General features: G+C 56.6%; 23 protein-coding genes and 1 pseudogene. 4 read left to right on the forward strand and 20 right to left on the reverse strand.

Annotation, left to right across the window (positions count from 1 at the left end; translation table 11 throughout):
- The first annotated feature begins 129 nt into the window (after positions 1 to 129).
- On the forward strand, positions 130 to 729 hold the full coding sequence (gene yfbR, locus SB13_RS08475) for a 5'-deoxynucleotidase (RefSeq protein ID WP_026739930.1): 600 nt from the start codon (positions 130 to 132) through the stop codon (positions 727 to 729).
- Here the strand turns inward: yfbR and SB13_RS08480 are convergent.
- The 4 genes and pseudogenes from SB13_RS08480 to yfbV all read right to left on the reverse strand — a co-directional run bounded on the left by SB13_RS08480 (position 724) and on the right by yfbV (position 4424).
- Entirely contained in the window at positions 724 to 2565 is a 1842-nt protein-coding gene (locus SB13_RS08480; RefSeq protein ID WP_036150553.1) for an SLC13 family permease, read from the reverse strand. The genes yfbR and SB13_RS08480 overlap by 6 nt on opposite strands.
- Before the next feature lie 109 nt (positions 2566 to 2674).
- Positions 2675 to 3331 carry a sugar phosphatase gene (locus tag SB13_RS08485; RefSeq protein WP_026739932.1) on the reverse strand — a complete coding sequence of 219 codons (657 nt, stop codon included), beginning with the start codon at positions 3329 to 3331 and terminating at the stop codon, positions 2675 to 2677.
- A gap of 34 nt (positions 3332 to 3365) precedes the next feature.
- Positions 3366 to 3841, reverse strand: a pseudogene (locus tag SB13_RS17280) (YfbU family protein).
- A gap of 127 nt (positions 3842 to 3968) precedes the next feature.
- Positions 3969 to 4424, reverse strand: a complete 456-nt coding sequence (gene yfbV / locus SB13_RS08490; protein ID WP_026739933.1) for a terminus macrodomain insulation protein YfbV — start codon at positions 4422 to 4424, stop codon at positions 3969 to 3971.
- Between the two features lie 414 nt (positions 4425 to 4838).
- Between yfbV and ackA the strand changes: the two genes are divergently transcribed.
- Both ackA and pta read left to right on the forward strand, forming a co-directional pair.
- Positions 4839 to 6041: an acetate kinase gene (gene ackA / locus SB13_RS08495; RefSeq protein ID WP_026739934.1), complete on the forward strand. Its 1203-nt coding sequence runs from the start codon at positions 4839 to 4841 to the stop codon at positions 6039 to 6041.
- 83 nt (positions 6042 to 6124) lie between these two features.
- Positions 6125 to 8269 (forward strand): phosphate acetyltransferase, encoded by a 2145-nt coding sequence (gene pta, locus SB13_RS08500; protein WP_026739935.1) that lies wholly within the window; start codon positions 6125 to 6127, stop codon positions 8267 to 8269.
- A 169-nt stretch (positions 8270 to 8438) separates the two neighbouring features.
- On the opposite strand, the gene yfcD is transcribed toward pta, so the two are convergent.
- A complete protein-coding gene (gene yfcD, locus SB13_RS08505; RefSeq protein WP_051616511.1) occupies positions 8439 to 9050 on the reverse strand; it encodes an NUDIX hydrolase YfcD in 612 nt (203 codons plus the stop codon).
- A 194-nt stretch (positions 9051 to 9244) separates the two neighbouring features.
- The gene (yfcE, locus tag SB13_RS08510) at positions 9245 to 9796 is read right to left on the reverse strand and encodes a phosphodiesterase (RefSeq protein WP_026739936.1); all 552 of its coding nucleotides are present in this window, start codon (positions 9794 to 9796) and stop codon (positions 9245 to 9247) included.
- A gap of 254 nt (positions 9797 to 10050) precedes the next feature.
- Between yfcE and SB13_RS08515 the strand changes: the two genes are divergently transcribed.
- Entirely contained in the window at positions 10051 to 10956 is a 906-nt protein-coding gene (locus tag SB13_RS08515) for a TIGR01777 family oxidoreductase (protein WP_026739937.1), read from the forward strand.
- 21 nt (positions 10957 to 10977) lie between these two features.
- On the opposite strand, the gene hisP is transcribed toward SB13_RS08515, so the two are convergent.
- From hisP to pdxB, 14 genes are all read right to left on the reverse strand, one after another.
- Entirely contained in the window at positions 10978 to 11751 is a 774-nt protein-coding gene (gene hisP, locus SB13_RS08520) for a histidine ABC transporter ATP-binding protein HisP (RefSeq protein WP_036150551.1), read from the reverse strand.
- 14 nt (positions 11752 to 11765) lie between these two features.
- Positions 11766 to 12485 carry an ABC transporter permease gene (locus SB13_RS08525; RefSeq protein ID WP_026739939.1) on the reverse strand — a complete coding sequence of 240 codons (720 nt, stop codon included), beginning with the start codon at positions 12483 to 12485 and terminating at the stop codon, positions 11766 to 11768.
- The gene (locus SB13_RS08530) at positions 12478 to 13167 is read right to left on the reverse strand and encodes a histidine ABC transporter permease HisQ (RefSeq protein ID WP_026739940.1); all 690 of its coding nucleotides are present in this window, start codon (positions 13165 to 13167) and stop codon (positions 12478 to 12480) included. Before SB13_RS08530 ends, SB13_RS08525 begins: the two co-directional genes overlap by 8 nt.
- A gap of 69 nt (positions 13168 to 13236) precedes the next feature.
- Positions 13237 to 14016: a lysine/arginine/ornithine ABC transporter substrate-binding protein ArgT gene (argT, locus tag SB13_RS08535; RefSeq protein ID WP_026739941.1), complete on the reverse strand. Its 780-nt coding sequence runs from the start codon at positions 14014 to 14016 to the stop codon at positions 13237 to 13239.
- A 379-nt stretch (positions 14017 to 14395) separates the two neighbouring features.
- Positions 14396 to 14965: a UbiX family flavin prenyltransferase gene (locus SB13_RS08540; protein WP_026739942.1), complete on the reverse strand. Its 570-nt coding sequence runs from the start codon at positions 14963 to 14965 to the stop codon at positions 14396 to 14398.
- A 138-nt stretch (positions 14966 to 15103) separates the two neighbouring features.
- A complete protein-coding gene (purF, locus tag SB13_RS08545) occupies positions 15104 to 16621 on the reverse strand; it encodes an amidophosphoribosyltransferase (RefSeq protein ID WP_026739943.1) in 1518 nt (505 codons plus the stop codon).
- Positions 16622 to 16651: 30 nt separating this feature from the next.
- Complete coding sequence (gene cvpA / locus SB13_RS08550) at positions 16652 to 17143, reverse strand: colicin V production protein (RefSeq protein ID WP_026739944.1); 492 nt, start codon at positions 17141 to 17143, stop codon at positions 16652 to 16654.
- Positions 17144 to 17382: 239 nt separating this feature from the next.
- Positions 17383 to 18105: a cell division protein DedD gene (gene dedD, locus SB13_RS08555; RefSeq protein ID WP_026739945.1), complete on the reverse strand. Its 723-nt coding sequence runs from the start codon at positions 18103 to 18105 to the stop codon at positions 17383 to 17385.
- A complete protein-coding gene (gene folC / locus SB13_RS08560) occupies positions 18095 to 19363 on the reverse strand; it encodes a bifunctional tetrahydrofolate synthase/dihydrofolate synthase (RefSeq protein ID WP_026739946.1) in 1269 nt (422 codons plus the stop codon). The genes dedD and folC overlap by 11 nt, the downstream gene beginning before the upstream one ends.
- Before the next feature lie 81 nt (positions 19364 to 19444).
- Positions 19445 to 20359 (reverse strand): acetyl-CoA carboxylase, carboxyltransferase subunit beta, encoded by a 915-nt coding sequence (accD, locus tag SB13_RS08565; RefSeq protein ID WP_026739947.1) that lies wholly within the window; start codon positions 20357 to 20359, stop codon positions 19445 to 19447.
- A gap of 229 nt (positions 20360 to 20588) precedes the next feature.
- Positions 20589 to 21251 (reverse strand): DedA family protein, encoded by a 663-nt coding sequence (locus SB13_RS08570; protein WP_026739948.1) that lies wholly within the window; start codon positions 21249 to 21251, stop codon positions 20589 to 20591.
- A 47-nt stretch (positions 21252 to 21298) separates the two neighbouring features.
- Positions 21299 to 22123 (reverse strand): tRNA pseudouridine(38-40) synthase TruA, encoded by an 825-nt coding sequence (gene truA, locus SB13_RS08575; RefSeq protein ID WP_026739949.1) that lies wholly within the window; start codon positions 22121 to 22123, stop codon positions 21299 to 21301.
- Between the two features lie 2 nt (positions 22124 to 22125).
- Positions 22126 to 23136, reverse strand: a complete 1011-nt coding sequence (locus tag SB13_RS08580; RefSeq protein ID WP_026739950.1) for an aspartate-semialdehyde dehydrogenase — start codon at positions 23134 to 23136, stop codon at positions 22126 to 22128.
- Between the two features lie 87 nt (positions 23137 to 23223).
- The gene (gene pdxB / locus SB13_RS08585; RefSeq protein ID WP_026739951.1) at positions 23224 to 24360 is read right to left on the reverse strand and encodes a 4-phosphoerythronate dehydrogenase PdxB; all 1137 of its coding nucleotides are present in this window, start codon (positions 24358 to 24360) and stop codon (positions 23224 to 23226) included.
- Positions 24361 to 24500 lie beyond the last annotated feature (140 nt).

The raw sequence follows: 24500 nt of genomic DNA on the forward strand, positions 1-24500 counted from the left end.
GGACGGGCGACGCCTTATGGCGCCGCCCGTTTTTTCATCCGATTCTCTCCCCAGAGTCTCGGGGCTGAGTTGCTAATTCCTCGTCGAGCGACCACAATGGTTTTTCCCTCCGCGTATTGAGAGAGTGCTATGGTTCAAAGTCATTTCTTCGCCCATTTATCCCGTCTAAAGCTGATTAACCGCTGGCCGCTGATGCGCAATGTACGCACGGAAAACGTCTCGGAGCACAGTTTGCAGGTCGCTTTCGTGGCCCATGCGCTCGCCGTGATCAGAAACCGTAAATTCGGCGGGGATCTCAATGCCGAACGTATCGCCCTGCTTGCGATGTACCACGATGCCAGCGAAGTGCTGACCGGCGATATGCCGACACCCATCAAGTACTACAACGCCCAGATGGCCCACGAGTATAAAAAGATAGAGAAAATCGCCCAGCAGAAGCTCATCGATATGCTGCCGAGCGAACTTCAGGAAGACTATCGCATGCTGCTGGATGACGCCTATACCAGCGAGGAAGAGCATGCCGTGGTCAAACAGGCAGACGCGCTGTGCGCCTACCTGAAATGTCTGGAGGAGCTGTCGGCGGGCAATAACGAATTCGTATTGGCTAAAGCGCGTCTGGAAAAAACGCTGCAACAACGACACAGCCCCGAAATGGACTATTTTATGACCGTCTTCATTCCCAGCTTCAGTCTCTCTCTGGATGAAATTAGCCAGGACTCCCCGCTATAACGGGGAGAACGGATAGAGCCACGGGATCATCACGACGCTCACGCCCATGACGAGTACCGTGAAAGGCACCCCGATTTTAAGAAAGTCGCCGAACCGATATCCACCCGGCGCCAACACCAACGTATTTACCGGTGAGGAGACGGGCGTCATAAATGCCGCTGAAGCGGCGATCGCGATAATCATGGCGAACGGATAAGGCGACACCTGCATCTGATCGGCCGCGGCGATGGCGATGGGCGCCATGAGCACCGCCGTCGCGGTATTCGAAATGAATAGACCGATCACCGCACACAGCACGAACAAGCAGGCCAGCATCATCTGCGGTCCGGCGTCCCCCGCCACGTCCATTAATCCTTTTACGATCAACGCCACACCACCCGTTTTCTCCAGCGCCAGCGCAAAAGGCATCATGCCGATAATGAGCATCAGGCTCGGCCAGTGCACGGCGCGATAGGCGCTCTCCATGTCGATGCAGCGAAATTGCCCCATCATCAGGCAGGCAATCAGCGCGGCAACCGCATTGGGGATTTCATCGGTCAGCATCATGGCGATCATCAACGCGAGGCAAAACAGCGCGTGAGGCGCCTGGCTTTTCGCGGGCGCTACCTCGTCCACCTCGGCCGGTAAATTCAGTACGATGAAATTCTGCTTCTGCTGATAGAGCTGGCGAATATTACGCCAGTCTCCAATCACCAGCAGGATATCGCCCAACTGCAGCGGCTCATTCGACAACGCGCCGTCCAGCGCTTCGCCATTGCGCCGAATCCCCACCACCGTCAGGCCATATCGGCTACGAAACATGGCGTCCTGGAGCGTTTTTCCCACCAGCTCCGAGTCCGGGATTAACGACACTTCCGCCATGCCGACATCACGCGCCTGCTCAGAGAAATATTCGCCGCGCAACACCATGGGCTCCAGCATATGCGTAGCGCAAAATTCGCGCAGATCGACGTCGGAAGCCGACATATCGATCAACAAGACATCGTTCAGACGTAGTTCCGTATTCACCGCGACGCTGATCATGACGCGTCTGAACTTGCGCCAGCGCTCAATGCCGACGACGTTGGCGCCGAAACGCTGGCGCAGATTAAGATCGTCCAACCGCTGGCCGACAAAGGGCGAACCGCTTCGAATCGCGAGCCGCCGCGCTCGTCCGGTGAGTTTGTAGTCGCGGATGAGATCCCGAAATGTCTTTCGCTTCCAGACTTCTTTATTATCGCCGCTGTCGTTACTGCCCAGCCAGAAACGCGCCACCAGCATGTAGCCAATTCCCACCAGCAAGACCACTATGCCGATGGGCGTCATGCCGAAAAAACCGAAACCCGCGATATCGTTCCGCATCAGTTCGCTGTTCACCACCATGTTGGGCGCCGTAGCGACCAGAGTCATCATGCCGCTGATCAGGCCAGCAAAGCTTAAGGGCATCAGCAGCCGGGCAGGCGAACTTTTCATGCGCGCGGCAACATTGAGTACCACCGGAATGAAAATCGCCACAACGCCGGTGGAACTCATAAACGCACCCAGCCCGGCGACGGTCAGCATGAGCAGCACCAGCATACGGACTTCACTTTCGCCGGCGACATGCATCAGCCAGTCACCCACCTGATAAGCAACACCGGTTCGAACCAGGCCCTCTCCGATGACAAACAGGGCGGCAATCAGTATCACGTTCGGATCGCTAAACCCCATCAACGCTTCCGGCAACGTCAACGTGCCGCTTAATACAAACGCAATGATGACCAGCAGTGCGACAACGTCCATTCGCAATTTGTTGGTGGCGAACAAAACGATGGCGATGAACAACAGCGTCAACACCCATAGCAACTCACGGGTCACTAGCACCTCCTGTTAGTGGCAATCCTTGAAACCGACCATTCAGCATGACATAAAAAAACCCTGCAAAAGCAAGGTTTATCATTTTATTCCCGCCCCCCTCTCGTTGCCTTCAACGTGACGCGGTGACGACGAAAGCCGCATCGCCGGGGGTCACATCCAGCAGCTCCAACGAGCGCAGCACCATATCGACTTTGTCTAAATCGGGCGTGTCCGACGGCGCATTGACGGCGATGACTTTCGCCTTAGCGGCAAGGCCAGACTGTATTCCGGCGGGCGCATCCTCGACCACGGCGCACGCCTGTGGGTCAAGGCCTAACAGCTGTGCGCCAAGCAGATAGGCGTCCGGATGCGGTTTTCCATTCTCGACTCGTTCAGCGGTCACGAAGTGACGCGGCATCAATAACCCTGCGGCTTTGTGGCGGGCATGGGCTATCGGCACGGAGCCTGAGGTAACGATAGCCCAAGGTACATTGAGCGCCTCAAGACGCTGCAACAATGCCTGCGCGCCCGGCATAGCGGTAATACCCTCCAGATCCGTGGATTCTCTCTCTTCCAAGACTTGGTAGGCGTGCTGGATTTCCGCTTCGCTTTTATCGTGAAGAAAGTGACGTAACGACGTGATGGCTTGCTTGCCATGAATGAAATCAAGGACCTCCTGAGAATCGAGACCTTGCCCCTCCGCCCACCAGCGCCAGGCGTTTTCAACGACAGGAAGAGAGTTGACCAATGTACCGTCCAGATCGAACAGAAAACCTTTAACTTCCACCGCTANCCTCTCTGATTTATCAGGCATTGACGATTTATGAAACGGCCACCGCGCTGAAATGATAGTGGCGCGGACAGGCAAGCCACACGTTGGGCATGCCCGAATATTTATCCCACATTTTGGTTTGAGCGTTGAAGCCGTGCGTGCTGACGTCGCAATGCAGGTAACGCCTTCCCGTTTGCACGATGAAGTGAACCCGGACGGCGGATCTTTGTGGCTGCGTTCACGCCCGGCGCCCTCATTCGGCGTTTGCGGATAGCGGGTGTTCGAGACACGTTGCTTCGCGCAACCTGCTGTGTATGCATATGTCCATCACGGTTGATCAGGATACGGCAAACCGCTTCGTTTAAATCGCCGAACTCAAGGTTAAATTCACGCATTTACAGGACAAAGCCTTGCTCAATAATAGTCCGTCACCGCCGATACCGCTTCCGGTTCTTCGCGGTCCCGCATAGTCATGGCTTGATATTGATTTGACAGGAATAATCGTTGGGCATTGGTTATGTCCACGGCGCTCTCCATCACCCCCTTCCGCCAAGGTAAATGTGAGGAGAATAATCGCATACTCCCGGCAAGGCAGTTTTTGATTTAGAACGGTATCGAAGGGAAATAGCGTGTGGGTAAAACGAGACCCACATCAAAGATCGTCGAGAAAGGTCTTGTCTAGCTGTTTGAAGGCGCGTTTAAGTACGTCTGCCAACATCTGGTACGTCGGCTTTTCTTCGAGCGGCGCCAGAGCGAGTCCGGCTTCCTGCAATCGTTGGCGAATGTCATGGAACCACTGTAATAAGGAAGGCGGCAATGGCGTGATGGCGCGACGGCCCAGCCACCACAATCCCTGCATAGGGAGACTCAACGCGAACAGCGCGGTCGCCACCACCGGACCCAGCTGACCGCCCAGAGCGACCTGCCAGGAGAGCGTAAACACGGCGAGCGGCGGCATGAAACGAATAGCGAAAAGTGTGGTGCGTACGACGCGGTTCTCTGGAAACAGCGGGGCCAAACGCTTGTCTGCAGGCCAGGTCTTCATATAGTGCTGGCCCAGTTGCAGCAACTTGAACCAGCCCGCTTTACCGGTAGGATTTGTCGTCATAACACACCTCAACTTCATGTATAAAAAATAAAAAAATCCGTACAAATCACCAACTAAAATTAATAACCTTAAAATATATTTTGTGTTTAACGAACGCTATCGGTATCCTAATTCCGGCCTTTTGCCGCACTGCATTTTAAGGCGTGGTGGCGGACCTCCGCCTCTGACTGGTGAGGCCAAATCCCACCCCAAGTCAGCTTTATCTTGCCCGGCAACTGCAAAGTTTCACAGCGTCGATGTCACCGTCACACCGCATTGGGTATTAAAAGCGCCGCGTGACGTCGACACTTTATATTGTCATGTCTGGTAAATTCTACCAAGCCATGATGTTAATCATAAATGTCATCCGCGTTACGCGCTATGCTGCGCGCCGCATGATATTTCTTTAACCATGTATAACAAGTAGGTACCTCCATGTCGAGTAAGTTAGTCCTGGTTCTAAACTGTGGTAGCTCATCCCTCAAGTTTGCCATCATTGATGCCGTCAACGGGGACGAATACCTGTCTGGCCTGGCCGAATGTTTCCACCTTCCCGAAGCACGCATCAAATGGAAATTGGATGGAGGCAAACAGGAAGCCGATCTGGGTGCTGGCGCAGCTCACAGCGAAGCGCTGAACTTCATCGTCAACACCATCCTCAGCCAGAAACCAGAGCTTTCCGCTCAGCTGGTTGCTATCGGCCACCGTATCGTCCACGGCGGCGAGAAATTCACCCAGTCCGCGGTGATCGACAGCAACGTTCTGCAAGGCATTAAAGATGCCGTTCCGTTTGCGCCGCTGCACAACCCGGCTCATCTGATCGGTATCGCCGAAGCCCTGAAATCTTTCCCGAACCTGGCTAACAAGAACGTGGCCGTTTTCGACACCGCGTTCCATCAGACCATGCCGGAAGAAGCCTACCTGTATGCTCTGCCGTACAAACTGTACACCGAACACCATATCCGTCGTTACGGCGCGCACGGCNCCAGCCACTTCTATGTGTCTCAGGAAGCCGCTAAAGCGTTGAACAAACCGCTTGATGAACTGAACGTCATCACCTGCCATCTGGGCAACGGCGGTTCTGTTTCCGCTATCCGCAACGGTAAATGCGTGGATACCTCCATGGGGCTGACGCCGCTGGAAGGTCTGGTGATGGGCACCCGTAGCGGCGACATCGACCCGGCAATCGTGTTCCACCTGCACGACGCGCTGGGCATGAGCGTCGACGACATCAACAAAATGCTGACCAAAGAGTCTGGCCTGCAGGGTCTGACCGAAGTCACCAGCGACTGCCGTTATGTTGAAGACAACTACGAAACGAAACCTGACGCTAAACGCGCCATGAACGTCTTCTGCCACCGCCTGGCGAAATACATCGGTGCCTACAGCGCCCTGATGGAAGGTCGTCTGGACGCGGTAATCTTCACTGGCGGCATCGGTGAAAATGCGGCCATGGTTCGCGAACTGACCCTGAAACAGCTGGGTCTGCTGGGCTTCGAAATCGACCACGAGCGCAACCTGGCAGCACGCTTCGGCAAGAGCGGCAACATCAGCAAAGATGGCAGCCGCCCGGCTCTGGTCATTCCGACCAACGAAGAGCTGGTTATCGCGCAGGACGCACTCCGCCTGACCGCGTAACCGAAAAATCAGTATCCTAACTCCGTCAGCTCAGGCTGACGGAGTTGTTTTTGAGCAACGAGCAACCGCAAAGAGGTTAAGCCGTGTCCCGTACAATCATGTTGATTCCAACTGGCACCAGTGTGGGTCTGACCAGCGTCAGCCTGGGTGTCATTCGTTCCATGGAGCAGAAAGGCGTCCGCCTGAGCTTGTTCAAACCCATCGCCCAGCCCCGTTCTGAAGAGCAGGTTTTGGATCAGACCACCGCTATCATCCGCGCCAACTCTGCGATCAACGCCGCAGAACCGCTGCAGATGAGCCACGTGGAAACGCTGCTGAGCACCAACCAACAGGACGTTCTGCTGGAAGAGATCATCGCCCGCTTCCACGAAAACACCCAAGATGCCGACGTGGTGCTGGTAGAAGGTCTGGTTCCGACCCGTAAGCATCAGTTCGCCAACGCGCTGAACTACGAAATCGCCAAAACGCTGAATGCGGAAATCGTTTTCGTAACGGCGCTGGGCAACGATTCCGCCGATCAGTTGAAAGAGCGTATCGAACTGGCTCGCTCCAGCTTCGGCGGCAGCAAAAACCAGAACATCACCGGCGTCATCATCAACAAGCTGAACGCGCCGGTTGACGAGCAAGGCCGTACTCGCCCGGATCTGTCGGAAATTTTCGATGATTCCACCAAGGCAAACGTCGCCAACATCGATCCTAAGCAGCTGTTCGCCAACAGCCCGCTGCCGGTGCTGGGCTGCATTCCGTGGAGCTTTGACCTGATCGCCACCCGCGCGGTGGATATGGCCAAACATTTGAACGCCCGCGTCATCAATGCCGGCGATATCGAAACACGCCGCATCAAATCCGTGACCTTCTGCGCACGCAGCATTCCCAACATGTTGGAGCACTTCCGTCCGGGTTCCCTGCTGGTGACCTCGGCAGATCGTCCCGACGTCTTGGTTGCAGCCAGCCTGGCGGCCATGAACGGCGTGGAAATCGGCGCCCTGCTGCTGACCGGCGGCTACGAAATGGACCCGAGCATCAGCGCCCTGTGCGAACGCGCATTCCAGACCGGCCTGCCTGTCTTCATGGTAGAAACCAACACCTGGCAGACCTCGCTGACGCTGCAAAGCTTCAGCCTGGAAGTGCCTGCCGACGACCACCAGCGTGTGGAAAAAGTGCAGGAGTATATCGCTCGCTTCATCAACACGGAGTGGATTGAGTCTCTGTCTGCGGCCTCTGAAGGTTCGCGCCGTCTGTCTCCGCCAGCCTTCCGTTACCAGTTGACTGAACTGGCGCGTAAAGCTGGCAAACGCATCGTTCTGCCAGAAGGCGACGAGCCGCGCACCATCAAAGCGGCGGCCATTTGTGCCGAACGTGGTATCGCTCACTGCGTCCTGCTGGGTAACCCGGAAGAGATTCAGCGTGTCGCCGCCGTTCAGGGCGTAGAGCTGGGCCAGGGCATCGAAATCGTCGATCCGGTCGCCGTACGCGAACGTTATGTCCCGCGTCTGGTCGAGCTGCGTAAAAACAAAGGCATGACCGAAGTCGTCGCCCGTGAACAGCTGGAAGACAACGTCGTGCTGGGTACGCTGATGCTGGAGCAAAACGAAGTCGACGGTCTGGTTTCCGGTGCGGTTCACACCACGGCCAACACCATCCGTCCGCCGCTGCAGCTGATCAAAACGGCGCCGGGCAGCTCTCTGGTGTCTTCCGTCTTCTTCATGCTGCTGCCGGAACAGGTTCTGGTCTATGGCGACTGCGCTATCAACCCGGATCCGACCGCAGAACAGCTGGCTGAAATCGCGATTCAGTCCGCCGACTCCGCCGCCGCCTTTGGCGTTGACCCGCGCGTGGCGATGATCTCCTACTCCACCGGTAATTCCGGCGCGGGCAGCGACGTTGAGAAAGTCCGCGACGCGACCCGTATCGCTCAGGAAAAACGTCCTGACCTGATCATCGACGGTCCGTTGCAGTATGACGCCGCCATCATGGCCGACGTTGCGAAATCCAAAGCGCCGAACTCGCCGGTCGCAGGTCAGGCTACCGTGTTCATCTTCCCGGATCTGAACACCGGTAACACCACCTACAAAGCCGTACAGCGTTCCGCGGACCTGATCTCCATCGGGCCGATGCTGCAGGGTATGCGTAAGCCGGTGAACGATCTGTCTCGCGGCGCACTGGTTGACGATATCGTCTATACCGTCGCGCTGACCGCCATTCAGGCCACGCAGATCGCTCAGTAAGTTGCGCTAACCACGCACAAAAAACGCCAGTTCAGCAATGAACTGGCGTTTTTTTATGGCTCGGCTCAGGAGTCCGGGGCTTGGGCATAGAAAGATCATCAGTCGCGGCGATTTGCAAAGCGCAAACTACCGCTGATTATTCGCCCGTGAACAGTCTTCGCGGCGCGCGTTATGCCTCGTCCGTCGCGTCCGACTCGCCGTCGTCCGTCTTCGCGGTCTTCTCCGCCTGTGGTTTCGTCGTGCGCGGGGCGGACGCCATGCGTTCACCAGCCGTATTACGACTGAGCCAGAGCGACAGCGCCTTCAGCGAATCCGGCGTGAACTCGTCGCAACGCGCCGTGATCTCTTCCGGCGTCGACCAACTGACTTCCGCGACTTCTTCTTCCTGTAGCGCGAATGGTCCGTGGCTGACGCAGCTGAACAACGCGCCCCATACGCGGCAGTCTTCGCTTTCGTAGTAAAACAGCCCATGCTCAGCCAGCGGTACTCCGGCAATGCCCAGCTCTTCTTCTGCTTCTCGGCGGGCAGATTCCAGCATGTTTTCGCCGCTTTGCACCACGCCGCCTGCCGTGGCATCCAGCCATCCCGGATAGAAATCCTTCGTGTCTGTGCGACGCTGCACCAGAACCTGCCCCATCCCGTTGTGAACGACGATGTAGGTCGCGCGATGGCGCAGACGTTGAGCGCGCATCTGTTGGCGGCTAGCCTGCCCGATGACTTCGTTATCTTCGCTAACGATATCCACCCACTCTGTACCCGTGGTCTGAATTTGTTCCGCCATCCTCTGAAACCCTTGCCTTGACGCGATATCACGCGCACTTGTTATTAAATAATCGGCCCCGGCTGCCTTTCACAAGATCTCTCGATCGCGCATTATTTTTCTCACAGCCAGGCATGAAATCACGGTCTGGTCTCTACAGCCCGCCAACATGCGGTACTGACGCCACCACGACCTTCAAGAAGCGTAAAGCTAAATTAGTTTGTAATTGCCACCTGCGCAATAGGGTCACCCCCTTCCAATGGCACAACCTGCAACACCCCTTCGTCCAACAGGCCGTAGCTCGCTGGGTAACCGCCTTTGGGCAGGCTGACGGAACCGGGATTGAAGCAGTAAATCTCGCCGCGACGTTCCGCCTGAGGAATATGCGTATGGCCGTAGGCCAGCACATCGCCGTGATGTAATGGCGGCTGCTGGTCTGGATTATACAGATGTCCGTGGGTCAGGAAGAGTCGGTTCGTCGGCAATAGCACTTGCTGCCAGGGCGCGGTGATAGGGAAATGCAGCAGCATCTGATCGACTTCACTGTCGCAGTTACCGCGTACGGCAATGATGCGGGACGCGTACTCATTGAGACGTGCGGCCACCTGCGCAGGTTGATAGTTTTCCGGCAACGGATTGCGAGGGCCGTGATTCAGAAAATCACCCAGCAGTATCAGCCAACGTGCTTCAGAGTGTTCGAAAGTTTCCAGCACTTTTTCCGTGGCGGCCAGCGAGCCGTGCAGATCGGAGGCAAACATCAGTTTCATAGCGTACTCCCAAAGGATCGTAAACTGTTCTGCCGATGAGTTTACCAAAAACCCCCACGATGCTTAGCGGCTAATAACGGCAAAGTTTGTCGATTCACTCGCTCTTCACCCCGACAGCATGAAAAGCGTGCGATGAGCTTCGCTAAATTGGCGACCACGCCAGCAAAAAGAGCATGGTCCCTTATACTTATCGTTAGTTTATCTTTTGTGGGTTACGGCGATGACCTCATTTCGACATGCAGCGAGGCTTTAGGATGCGACTTTTAATCACAGGCGGAACCGGACTCATCGGCCGGTACCTGATTCAGCGGCTACTGACGCTCTCACATACCATTACCGTGCTGACCCGCAGTCCGGAAAAAGCACGCGCCGCTTTAGGCGATCAGGTCAATTACTGGCCCAGTCTGGAAGGCAAAACGTCTTTGGATGAGTTCGATGCCGTCATCAATCTGGCTGGCGCGCCGATTGCCGACAAGCGTTGGACGCCCGAACAGAAAGAGCTGCTCTGCCAAAGCCGCTGGAAACTGACCGAGCAGTTGGCGACGCTGATTAAGAACAGCGCGACGCCCCCTTCGGTACTGATTTCAGGTTCAGCCGTGGGTTTTTACGGCAATCAGGGACAGGCTCTGGTGACCGAGGATGAAACCCCGCACGATGAGTTTACTCACCGCCTGTGCGCCCGTTGGGAAACGTTGGCTCAGGCAGCTGAAAGCGACAAAACACGCGTCTGCCTGGTGCGCACGGGCATCGTCCTGTCCACCGAGGGCGGAGCGCTGGCGAAAATGCTGCCGATCTTCCGATTGGGATTGGGCGGGCCGATGGGGTCAGGCAAACAGTACATGGCCTGGATTCATATCGACGATATGGTGAACGGTATTCTTTATTTGCTGGAGTCTCCGGAGTTGCGCGGCCCTTTCAACTTCTGCTCACCCTACCCGGCGCGAAACGAGAAGTTCAGCGCGATCCTGGCTCACGTGCTACATCGGCCGGGCATACTGCGCGCGCCGGCTTTCGCGCTGAAGCTGATGATGGGAGAAGCGGCGACGCTGATCCTCGACGGACAACGCGCCGTTCCCCAACGGCTGGAAAGCGCCGGCTTCGGTTTTCGCTTCTTCGAGCTGGATGAAGCGCTCGATAATCTGATCAACCATACCGGCTGAAGCCACAGACTCCGAACGCGGCTACTTCAACGCGCCTGACAAAAACTGTTTCAGGCGCGGACTTTGCGGATTGCCGAACAGCTGCTCCGGCGTCCCCTCTTCTTCCACAACGCCCTGATGCAGGAAAATGACGTGGTTTGAGACGTGGCGTGCAAACTCCATTTCATGCGTCACCACCACCATCGTTTTTCCCTCTTCCGCCAGTTGCTGCATGATGCGCAACACTTCGCCCACCAGTTCGGGATCCAGCGCCGATGTCGGCTCATCAAACAGCAGCACGTCCGGCTCCATCGCCAACGCGCGGGCAATAGACACGCGCTGCTGCTGTCCGCCGGAGAGGTCGGCCGGATAGCGATCCTGCGACGCGCCGGTAATCCCCACTTTATTCAAATAAAACTCCGCCCGTTGCCGGGCTTCGGCCTTGCTCAGCCCCAGCACCTGTATGGGCGCTTCCATGACGTTTTCCCGCGCCGTCATGAAGCTCCACAGGTTGAAATGCTGGAACACCATGGTTAAGCGCGTCCGTAGCAGCTGGAGCTGTTTTTTATCGAATATTTTCAGCTGACCGTCTTTATCGCGCACCATCCGGATTTCCTGCCCATTGACATGGATGGACCCTTCATAGGGCCGTTCGAGGAAATTGATGCAGCGCAGCAGCGTACTTTTGCCCGACCCCGATGAGCCGATAATTGAAATAACGTCACCCGCCCTGGCCTGTAATGAGATTCCTTTCAGTACTTCGTGCTCCCCATAGCGCTTATGGAGTTCTGTGACCACCAGTTTGGTGTCCTGCATGTTCTTTTCCTGCATTATGAGTGTGTGGCGCGGGTATGAAGATGACGTAACCAGCGACGTTCCGCTCTGCGGAACAGGCCAATCAACACGAACGAAATCGCGAGATACATGACGGCCGCGATGCCGAAGGCGTAAAACGGCTGATAGGTGGCAGCATTGATGTCGCGGGCGATTTTCAGAATGTCCGGCACCGTCACGGTGAAAGCCAGCGCCGTTGAGTGCAGCATTAAAATCACTTCATTGCTGTACGCCGGCAGCGCGATGCGCAGTGCGCCGGGCAAAATAATGCAGCGATACTGCTTGAAGCGGGAAAAGCCGTAGGCCCGCGCCGCTTCGATTTCGCCGCTGGGAATAGAGCGAATGGCGCCCGCGAAAATCTCGGTGGTGTAAGCGCAGGTGTTCAACGCCAGCGCCAGAACGGCGCAGTTCATGCCACTACGAAAAAACGCGTTCAGCATGTCCGTTCCGCGAACGATTTCCAGGCTGTAAACCCCGGTGTAGAACACCAGCAGTTGCACATACAGCGGCGTGCCGCGGAAGATGTAGGTAAAGGTCCAGACCGGCAGCCAAAAACGTCGCCGTGGCGATACGCGTGCGATCGCCAGCGGAATAGCCATGGCGCCGCCGATAACGACCGAGATAATCAGCAGCCACAGCGTCATCGCCAGCCCGGTCATACGATAACCGTCGCTCCACAGCAAGGACTGCCAGTATTGTTGCAGGATCTCACTCATAATTAACTTTTTTCACTCCCTGCGAATAGCGTCGTTCTAACCACCACAGCACGCCATTGGAGACAGTGGTAAAAATCAGGTACATCACCCCCGCCACCATCGCAAAGTAGAACGGCTGATGCGTCCCCTTTCCTGCCAGTTGCGTCGCTTTGATGACATCGTTGAGACCCAGCAGGGAGACGAGCGCCGTGGCTTTCAGAATCACCTGCCAGTTGTTGCCGATCCCCGGCAGCGCAAAGCGCATCATCGACGGAAACATAATGCGTCGAAAGACCTGCAGCGGCGTGAAGCCGAAGGCCACGGCCGCCTCAATCTCCCCGCGCGAAACGGCGAGATAAGCGCCGCGAAACGTCTCGGTAAAATAGGCGCCGTAGATGAAGCCCAGCGTTATGATGCCGGCCGCCATCGGATCGATATCGATTTGCGACAGGCCTATGATTTCCGTCAGATCGTTCAGCACAATCTGTAATCCGTAGAAAATCAACAGCATCAAAACCAGATCGGGGATGCCGCGAATCAAGGTGGTATAGCCGGTGAACACGCCCGAGAGCAGCCGGCGGGAGGAAAGTTTGGCGCTGGCGCCGACCAGACCAATCGCCAGCGACAGCAGCAACGAGCAGACGGCCAGTTGCAACGTCAGGCGTGAACCCTCAATGATGAGTTCAGAGTAGCCATGCAGCATCAGTGATATCCGTTCTAAAGAAAGCAGACCGTCTGCCTGCATCACAGGCAGACGTCGTATCAGTGGCGATTAGTCGCCATAAACATTGAAATCGAAATATTTCTTCGCCAGCGTGTCGTAGGTTCCGTCTTTGCGCATAGATTCGAAAGCCTTGTCCAACGCGGCTTTCAGTTCAGTTTCATCTTTGCGCAACCCCATGCCGGTGCCCACGCCGAACAGCGCATCGTCTTTCACCGCCGGTCCGGCAAATGCATAGTCTTTACCCGCATCCTGTTTCAGGAAGCCTTCGCTCGCGGCGACTTCATCCTGGAACGCGGCATCGATACGTCCCGCCGCCAGATCGGCGTAAATCAGATCCTGATTTTGGTAAGCCACGACATCCACGCCCTTCGGCTGCCAGTGAACGTTAGCGTAGGATTCCTGGGTGGAAGCCTGCAAGACGCCGACGCGTTTGCCGCGCAGAGCGTCCAACTTAGGCTGAATCGGAGATCCTTTGGCGGCGATCAGGCGCGCGTTAGCGGCATAGAGTTTTTCGGTGAACGAGATTTCCTGCAGACGCTTTTGCGTAATGGAGAGTGAAGAGATGATGGCGTCAATTTTCTTCGCCTTCAGCGACGGGATCAGTGAATCAAAGTCGCTTTCAACAAACGTACACTTGGCTTCCATACGCTTGCACATCTCTTTAGCCAGATCGATATCGAACCCGATCAGTTCGCCGCTGGCGTTTTTGGATTCAAACGGCGCATAAGTGGGGTCTGTGCCGATTTTGATCTCCTTCGGGACGGCCGCAAAGGCGGAGCCTGCCGCTAAAATTAACGCCAAAGGTAAAAACTTCAATCCGCTTTTCATCGAGTTACCCTTATCACCAGTGATGGAACATCGACACGATCGATTAGATTTGAATGCTTTTTAATCACCAACGCTATCGTGCCAGTCATGTGTGTAGTACAGGCTTCACCTTTGCAGTTTTCATGCCAGTTTATCGAGAGGGTCCGGGAGCGCCGCGACGGGCGTCACCCGCGGTTTTCCACTTCTATAATCAATTGATTACCCATGGTGTACCGTCAGATGGGACAGGGAAAAAACGAAGGAAATAATAATTCGCACCATAACAAAGCAGATGATCGCACCGAAACAGAGCAATGCCACATAAGAAGGCATGACGGGTCTCTGCTTCGACTAATGCGTCATCCGCACATTACCCTTTTTCCGTTTCTAAATTAGCCAGTTAAGCGCTACCCCAGCGCGTAAACAGATCTTCCGGCAGGGAAATATCGAATTGGTCGAGCACCCGGTTGACGGTTTGATCGATGATTTCTTGCACAGTTTGCGGGCGATGATAAAACGCAGGCACCGGCGGCATAATCACCGCGCCCATTTCGGCTGCCGTGGTCATCAATCGCAGATGACCTAAATGCAATGGCGTTTCTCGTACGCACAGCACGATAGGACGCCGCTCTTTCAGCATCACGTCCGCCGCGCGGGTCAGCAAGCTATCGGTATAGCTGTGGGCGATGCCGGACAGCGTTTTGATCGAGCACGGCAAAATCGCCATACCGGCAGTTTTGAAAGAACCGGAAGAAATGCTGGCGGCGATGTCGCGGCAATCATGCACCACATCCGCCATCGACTGAACGTCGCGCACGCTGAGATCGGTTTCCAGAGCCAGCGTCTGTCGTGCAGCCGGGCTCATCACCAGGTGGGTTTCTATTTCGTCCAACGGCTGCAGCACCTGTAACAGGCGTACACCGTAAATCACTCCACTGGCGCCAGAAATACCAATAATCAGTCGCTTCATACCCTTCCTTAAACAGGATAGACCTGCATTCACATCGTCAGCGCAGACTGTGCCGCATCCATCCATGATTGGCAAGACGCAAAAATAAAGGGAGTACCGATAGGCACTCCCTTACTGGAGGAAACGTAAAGCGTTCCGTCAGCCCTCGTTATGCATCTCCAGATCTTCGACTTCGCTCTTGCTGCGCAGCACCTGAGCATCGTCGTTACGCAGACCTTCAAGATAGTCCAGATAGCCCTGATCCACATCATGCGTGACATAAATGCCGTTAAAGACGGAGCATTCGAACTGGGTGATATCTGGATTGTCGTCCCGCACGGCCTCAACCAGGTCTGACAGATCCTGGAAAATCAGGGCGTCGGCGCCGATAAGCTCACAGATCTCCTCCACCTCTCTGCCGTGGGCGATCAGCTCGTTTACGCTCGGCATATCGATGCCATAAACGTTCGGGAAGCGAATTTCCGGCGCGGCGGATGCGAGATAGACGCGTTTGGCGCCAGCATCCCTTGCCATCTCGACAATCTGCTGAGAGGTAGTGCCTCGCACGATGGAGTCATCCACCAGCAGCACGTTTTTATCACGGAACTCAGCGCGGTTGGCGTTCAGCTTGCGACGCACGGATTTCACCCGCGTCTCCTGACCCGGCATGATAAACGTGCGCCCGACATAGCGGTTTTTCACAAAGCCCTGACGGTATGGCTTATCGATGATGCGGGCGATTTCCAGCGCGATATCGCACGAGGTTTCCGGAATAGGAATCACCACGTCGATGTCCAGATCTTCCCAGCAGCGCGCGATTTTCTCGCCCAGCTTCTGCCCCATGCGCACGCGGGCGCTGTAGACCGAAATTTTGTCGATAAACGAGTCGGGACGCGCGAAATAGACATACTCGAACAGGCACGGATGATGTCTGGGGTTTTCCGCGCACTGACGGGTGTAAAGCTGGCCTTTATCCGTAATGTAAATCGCTTCGCCCGGCGCCACATCGCGCAAGAACTCAAAGCCCAGCGTGTCCAGCGCCACGCTCTCGGACGCCACCATATATTCGTTGCGCCCGTCTTCCAGCGTACGTTTACCGATGACCAGCGGACGGATCCCATTGGGATCGCGGAAGGCCACCAAGCCGTGCCCGATAATCATACTGACGCAGGCATAGGCGCCACGGATTTGCTGATGCATGGCGGCAACAGCGGCGAAAATGTTATCAGGCTCCAGCGGATAGTGCTGAAAGCGGTCCAGTTCTTTGGCGAAAATGTTGAGCAGAATTTCCGAATCAGACGTCGTGTTGACGTGGCGGCGGCCCTGTTCGAACAGCTTCTGACGCAGCTCGTGCGCATTGGTCAGGTTGCCGTTGTGGGCTAGCGTAATGCCGAAAGGAGAGTTGACGTAAAAAGGCTGCGCTTCGGAGGCGCTGGAACTGCCCGCCGTGGGATAGCGCACATGGCCGAGCCCCATATTCCCCTGCAGGCGCTGCATGTGCCGTGCTTCAAAAACGTCTTTGACCAGACCGTTTGCCTTACGCAGGCGAAAACAGTGATGAGCATCTATCGTTACGATGCCTGCGGCATCCTGCCCACGGTGTTGTAACACCGTTAACGCGTCATAAATCGACTGGTTGACCGGCGTGACGCCGGCGATACCGACAATACCGCACATGTTGTCTTTTCCTCATCAGCGCTACCGCGACTAGAGGTGCCGCGGCAAGAAACTCGACGTGCTTTGCAGGTAGTCAAAGAACCACCTGATGATATAGCTGAACTGCGGGATCAACTGGGACTGCTTCCAGTCAACGCTCTGGGAAAACCCGGTGAAGGTGTCCAGAAAGAACAAGATTGCAGAGACAATCAAGACCCCGCGCAAGGCGCCAAAGCAAACGCCCAGCACACGATCGGTGCCCGACAGCCCGGTTCGCTCAACCAGAGAGCCTATCGCATAATTGACGATGGCTCCCACAATCAACGTCGCAATAAACAGAATGGCGATAGCGATGCCGTTGCGAACCAGTTCATCTTCAAAGCGGGTGAAGTACCCCGCCAAATAGCCATAGTAGTGACTGGCAATGAAAAACGCACATCCCCAGGTCACCAGTGAGAGCGCTTCACGGACAAATCCTCGAATCAAACTGACCAGAGCCGAGAACCCGATAATGCCGATAATGACGTAATCCACCCAAACCATGAACTATCCTACTCAATGAACAAAAACCATCGACATACGCGGCTCATCCTGTTCGCGGCGCATTCTAACAGAAAAAGAAAACGTTTGCGTACCGGAATTCCGCCCTAAATGTGTCAATCAATCGGCCAACTTAAAAACCGCTGACAGGCCATGAAGATACCGGAAAAAGACGGCGATGGCGTCGGGTTTTCCCCGCAACGCTATCTACCACTCCGGCCTCCTCATGACCCCGTTCCGCGCTAATGCGCCGCTTTCACCTGACCGCTCAGCCCGCTGATCTGCTGCAGTTCGCTTAGCGAGGACTGTAGCTTCTGCTTCGAGGCGTCCGGTCCCACATAAATGCGGGTAATCTGCCCGGAGACGGGCGAAGACGGCACCGTGTAAGCACGGAATCCAGAGAGTCGCAGCTTGGCGACAATCTCATTCACCTTGTCCGCATTTTTCAATGCGCCCAGCTGCACGACGAAAGCCTGCCCTGCCGGGGCCTGCGGCGCGGCGGCCGGTTTGTTCTCTGCCGGACGCGGAGCGGGTTTGACCTCTGGCTTCGGTTTGGCTTCCGCTTTCACTTCCGGCTTNGATTTCGGCTCCGCTTTCACCGGAGGCGGAACCACCGGGGTCGACGACGGCGCGGAAGGCCGGTCGGCAGAGGGCGGCGTGGCACTCTGAGGCGCCACGGTGTCTGGAGCGCTATTGGCCGCATGATCGGCGCCCTCCATCTCTTCGCCGGCATCATCCCCATCGGGCATCGTCGCGCTGTCCGGAGACTGCGGCGTCAGCGACTGAGTGATCGGCGGCAGCGACTCCGCTTCCAGCGTGTCTTCCGGCTTCGGCACCAGAGGAATGGCGGCAAACTCGTCCTGATAGTGTTTTTTCTTGCCGTCCAACAGGCCCGGCAGCACGATGACGCCCAGCGCGACCAAAATGACGGTGCCGACCAGACGGTTTTGAAATTTACTCGCCATCCGCCGCTCCTTCTTCAAGCGCGGACATCACATGCGCTACCGTATGAAAGGAGCCGCACACCACGACCACGTCGCGCTCATCGGCGTCCTGCATCGCAGCTCGCCAGGCAGAGACCACATCGGGATACGAACGGCCGCCGTCGAGATGTTGAGTAAGCAGATCCGCGCTGGCGCCGCGCGGCCCTTCTAGCGGCGCGCAATACCAGACATCTACCTGTGGCTTAAGCTGTTCCAGCGTACTGGCGATATCTTTGTCGGACAGCATGCCGACAACGGCGCGGATGACACCATGAGGAGGCAACGCCGCCAAGCGTTCGGACAGGTATGCGGCCGCATGCGGGTTGTGCGCCACATCCAGAATCAGTAAGGGCTTGTTGCCGACAATCTGGAAACGCCCCGGCAAAGTCGCGTCCCGCAGGCCGTCCCGAAGAGCGCTTTCCTCCACCTTGAGCGGAGAGGCATTCAGCGCGGCGAGCGCCGTTGCGGCATTCGGCAGCGGCACATTCGGCATGGGCAGATGGCTCAGACGGCCCTCCGCGTTTTCCCAGAACCAGCCGTCCTTTTCCACGCCGTAGCGCCAGTCGACATCGCGACGCAGCAGACAAGCGCCTCTCTCCTGCGCGACATCTGCCATTGATGCAGGCATATCCGGCTCGCCGACAACAGCCGGTTTGCCGTGACGGAAGATCCCCGCTTTTTCTCGACCAATGCTTTCGCGATCGTGGCCAAGCCAGTCGGTGTGATCGATGGCGATGCTGGTCACGACAGCGACGTCCGAGTCCACGATGTTGGTCGCGTCCAGACGACCGCCCAAACCGACTTCAAGGATCACGACGTCCAGCTGCGCCTGCTTGAAAAGCTGTAACGCCGCCAACGTGCCGTATTCGAAATAGGTCAAAGAGACGTTATCGCGCCCAGCTTCCACCACGGCAAACGCCTCGCTGTGCATCGCTTCCGGCAATTCCTTGCCCTGAATGCGAACGCGCTCGGTGTAGCGTAATAGATGAGGTGAGCTGTAGACGCCTACCCGCAGCCCGGCAGCCAACAGAATGGACTCCAGCGTACGGCAGGTGGTGCCTTTACCGTTAGTGCCTGCGACGGTGAAGACGGTGTTGGCGGGCTGGCGCAATTGAAGAGAGTCGGCCACCTGTGTGATGCGGTCCAGACCAAGTTCGATGGCCTGCGTGTGCAGGTGTTCCAGATAATAAAGCCACGTGGCCAAAGGCGACGTGGCTTTAGGTGTTTGAAGGTTATCCATGAGACCCGCTCGCTTACTTACGGTTCATTGATACAGGGAGCGACGGAGCACGTCGCAACCGTGCTCCCCGTACGTCATCGGTTAGGCTTCATCCTGTGATTCAGACGAAGCGGTCGGCCGCGGCTCTTCCACTTCAGGCTGCGGTTCCGGATGGTTCGTCAGCTTGGCGAGGATCGTAGCCAGCTTGTAACGCATCTCAGGGCGACGAATGATCATATCGATCGCGCCTTTTTCCACCAGAAACTCGCTGCGCTGGAAGCCCGGCGGCAGTTTCTCGCGTACCGTCTGTTCGATAACACGCGGACCGGCGAAGCCAATCAACGCTTTTGGCTCGGCGATGTTCAGATCGCCCAGCATCGCCAGACTGGCGGATACGCCGCCCATCGTCGGGTCCGTCATCACGGAGATATAAGGCAGGCCGCGTTCGCGCATTTTGGCCAGTGCCGCACTGGTTTTCGCCATCTGCATCAGCGACATCAGCGCTTCCTGCATACGGGCGCCGCCGCTGGCGGAGAAGCAGACCAGCGGACAGTTATCTTCCAGCGCTTGCTCTACCGCACGCACAAAGCGCGCGCCGACCACCGACGCCATCGAGCCTCCCATAAAGGAGAATTCGAAAGCCGCGCCCACGACGGGCATGCCGTGGAGGGTGCCTTTCATGACGACCATGGCATCTTTCTCGCCGGACTGCTTCTGTGCCGCAGCCAAACGATCTTTATACTTTTTGGAGTCGCGGAACTTCAGGACATCCTTGGGTTCCAGTTCACTGCCGAGTTCAACCGTGTTTTCTGTATCCAGAAAAGCGTGAAGACGAGCACGGGCGGATAAACGCATATGGTGGTCACATTTCGGACACACTTCCAGATTACGTTCCAACTCAGCGCGGTAAAGTACCTGACCGCAACTATCACATTTAGTCCAGACGCCTTCGGGGATGTTGGCCCGACGAGTCGGTGTGATATGACTTTTATTTAGAATTCGTTCAATCCAGCTCATTGATAACCTTTCTGCTTGAACCTGGCCACAGGCCAGTACGCTGCTCAGCGTTCATAATGTTCTGCTGACGCAGCCGACAAAGCGATGCCTCATCCGCCAAGGGCAGGATGCGACATGGGCATTTATAGCGGTTCACGTGAACATAGCCGTAAGTGCCGCCCATTAAACCATAATGACCCGATACTGTGGATAAAAAACTGGTCACACCGAATGTTAAAATAATTTTTGCTTATTTCACATTCTGACGTGTCGCCGCCCGTTTGTGACGCCAAAATTCGATCACGCCCGGCAGGATAGAAACAAAGATAATACCCACAATCAGGAGTTTAAGATTGTCCTGCACAATCGGCAAATCCCCAAACAGGTAGCCGGCGTAGGTAAACAGCAACACCCACAGCAGTGCGCCTGCGACATTGAAGAGGGCAAAATGCCGATAGGTCATATGCCCCATCCCCGCCACAAACGGCGCGAATGTTCTCACAATCGGCACGAAGCGCGCCAGAATAATTGTTTTGCCGCCGTGACGGGCGTAAAACTCGTGGGTTTTGTCCAGATAGCTACGACGGAAAATCCGTGAGTTTGGATTACGGAACAATCGTTCACCAAACAGCCGCCCGATGGTGTAATTGACCGCATCGCCCAGGATTGCCGCGATGACCATGAGTACGACCATCAGATGGACATCCAGTACGCTGCCCGGCAATGCCGCCAGCGCGCCAGCGACAAACAGCAACGAGTCGCCGGGCAGGAACGGCGTCACCACCAGACCCGTTTCACAGAACAAAATCAGAAACAGGATCGCATAAATCCAAACGCCGTATTGCGCGACCAGCTCGGCCAGGTGCACATCGATATGCAGAATAAAATCAATAATAAAGTGTATAAATTCCATTATGTTACCTATCATCAGACCGTGCAGTTCGGCGAACGGCAGCGTCGTTAGTCATCGAGTAAAAACAGCGGCCCCATCGGGACGGACGGCAGCCCGAACGACTCGGGATAATCAACGTCCACCAGATACAGTCCATCGGCCTTAGCCGTCGCGGCGGCCAGTTTACGATCTTTGGCCGCCAGCAGATCCGCAATCCAGCTTTCAGGCTGATTTCCGCACCCAACTTCCATCAGACTGCCCACAATGTTGCGCACCATATGGTGCACAAACGCGTTGGCCTTGATATCTACCACAATGTAAGCGCCGTGCCGCACAACCTTTAAATGTTTTACATTTCGCCATGGCGTACGCGACTGGCACTGCACCGCCCGGAAAGAGGTGAAATCATTCTCTCCCAGCAGACACTGCCCCGCACGTTCCATGCGCTCGGCGTCGAGAGGATGATAAAAGTGCGTCATGCCGTGCGACAAAATAGCCGGGCGGTAGCGGTGGTTGTAGATCAGATAGCGATAGCGACGGGCAGTGGCGCTGAAACGGGCATGAAATTCATCATCCACCGTTTTGACCCAGCGAACGGCGATATCTGGCGGCAGATGGGTGTTGACGCCCATCGTCCAGGCCGCGTCTTTACGCACGGCGTGCGTGGTGAAATGCACCACCTGACCGGTGGCATGCACCCCCGCGTCGGTGCGCCCCGCACAGAACACGGTAATCGGCTCATCGGCGACCTGAGACAGCGCCGTTTCCAGGCACTGCTGGACGCTGTCTACCTCGGCCTGACGCTGGTAGCCGTAATAACGACTGCCGTCATATTCAATTCCCAGGGCAATTTTCAGCGGCGCCACGTCTTCCGCAACCTGCAACGCTGTCATGATTACCCCAGATGCTCCTCAATCAGGAGTTCGGCCGTTTCAACAGCCATCAACGCGCCGCCGAAGCGAACGTTATCCGCCACCGACCAGAATTGCAGCAGCTCCGGGATGCCGTAATCATTGCGCAGGCAGCCCACACTCAGCTGTACGTTGCCGGACGCGTCATCGACCTGCGTCGGGTAATCGTCGTCATCGCTGATGGCGACGTCGTCCGACTGCACTAGCTCCTCGCGGGCTTCCTCGGCGGAGAGCGGACGCATGCCTTCCATATGCACCACCTGCGCATGGCCGTAGAAGACCGGCGACTGAACACAGTTAACCGCAATCGGCAGCCCGTCATCTTGCAGGACTTTACGCACCTGATCGACCAGACGACGCTCCTGCATGACGCTGCCTTCGCTGTCCGGCAGCAGCGGCAGCAGGTTGAACGCCAGCTGTTTTGTGAACATCCCGGCTTCCGGCGGCATTCCGTTCAGCAGACGGGCGCTTTGTCCCGCCAGATCGTCAACCGCCGCTTTACCACGCGCTGAAACCGACAGCAGACTGGTGACGTGCAGGCGGGAAAGTCCGGCCTGTTCCGTCAACGGCTTCACCGCTTTTAGCAGCTGGCTGGTCAGACTATCCGCCACGGCAACGAGATTGCGATTGCGATAATCAGCCAGCACGTGGGAATTCACGCCCGGAACAACCAGCGGGACATCCGGCTCCTGCGCAAACAACCCGCTGCTGTCGATAACCAGGCAGCCAGAGTTGCCCGCCTCGTCCGCATAGCGGGCGCTGGCTTCGGCGCCCGCGACGAAAAAGGCCAACTGCGCCTGCGACCAGTCGAACTCCGCCGCATCCGTCACCAGACAAGAGCGGCCGTTGAAACGAAGGGTCTCTCCGGCGCTATGCTCACTCGCCAGCGGATAGATCTCTCCCACTGGAAATTCACGTTCCTGCAATAGCTCCAGCAACGCGGTGCCGACGGCGCCGGTTGCGCCCAGCAGCGCTATATTCCAGCCATTGGTCATTTGGTCCTTCTCCCCAAATTTTTCATAACATAGGCCAGGCGACAGCGACATCGCCTGGACAAAAAGGATAATTAACGAATAAAACGATCAGTTATCGCCCTGAAAGACGGCGCTGAAGCCCAGTTGGTTCAACAGTTCTGCGCTCTCGCGCTCGGCGCAAACCNCCTGAAGCGACGACCACTCGCGGCGCTCCTGATAGGTTTTGCGCAGTCGGTCAAACCCGCCGCTGATGTGGGCGACGCCTCGCAGCATCGCATCATCGCGACGCACGTCGTAAACCAGATGAACCAGGCGTTTGAGCAGCGATTCATCCAGCGGTTGAGTCAGACTGACGGATGTCACCTCGGGCGTGGGTAGCAGCGACGACAGCGCCACCTGCTGCGGATGACCGATAAAGCGGCTCCAGGCTTCAAAAACCTGCGTTGTACCGCGCGCTTTGCCTTCCAGCGTATAACCGGCGATATGGGACGTGCCGATATCCACCTGGTCCAGCAACGCCGTCGATAGCTCCGGTTCCGGCTCCCAGACATCCAGTACCACGCTGAGAGATTTACCGCGCTGCAGCGCCTCAAGCAATGCTGTGTTGTCGACCACCGGCCCACGGCAAGCGTTAATCAGTATCGCGCCTTCCGGCAGCGAATCCAGCAAATCCGCATCCACACTGTGATAGGTTTTGTAGGGTCCGTCTTTGTATAGCGGCGTGTGAAACGTCAGCACGTCGGCCTGCGCCGCGACCTCTTCCAGCGAGAGAAAGTTCTCCTCATCGCCGCGCTCCGCGCGCGGGGGATCGCACAACAGCGTACGAACGCCCCAGGCCTTGAGCCTGGCATTGAGGCGCGAACCCACGTTGCCCACGCCAATAATACCGACGGTGCGGTCGCGCAACTGGAAACCATCCCGCTCAGCCAATCCCAGCAGTGCAGAAAAGACATACTCAACCACGGCGATGGCGTTGCAACCCGGCGCGGCAGAGAAAGCAATGCCGGCCTGCTGCAAAAAGGTTTCGTCGACATGGTCGGTGCCTGCCGTCGCCGAACCGACGAACTTCACCGATTTTCCCGTCAATAAGTCTGCATTGACCTTGGTGACCGAACGCACCATCAGCGCATCGGCATCATCCAACGCGTCCTGCGGCAGCGGTCGTCCCGGCACGGAAGTGACGTCGCCCAGGCGGCTGAACAGCTCGCGGGCATAGGGCATATTTTCATCAACAAGGATTTTCACGTTACGTTTCCTGAAAGGCATGTGGCGTCGGACGCACAGCGGCGGCGAAAACAGGGTCGTTATTCTGCCACAAACCGGCGAGAGGGAACACCGGCGAATCGCCCGGCTTGGGGCGCCGCATAACAGAAATTTTGCGTCAA

The sequence above is a fragment of the Lonsdalea quercina subsp. quercina genome, assembly GCF_000688695.1.
GTDB classification, from domain to species: Bacteria; Pseudomonadota; Gammaproteobacteria; order Enterobacterales; family Enterobacteriaceae; genus Lonsdalea; species Lonsdalea quercina_D.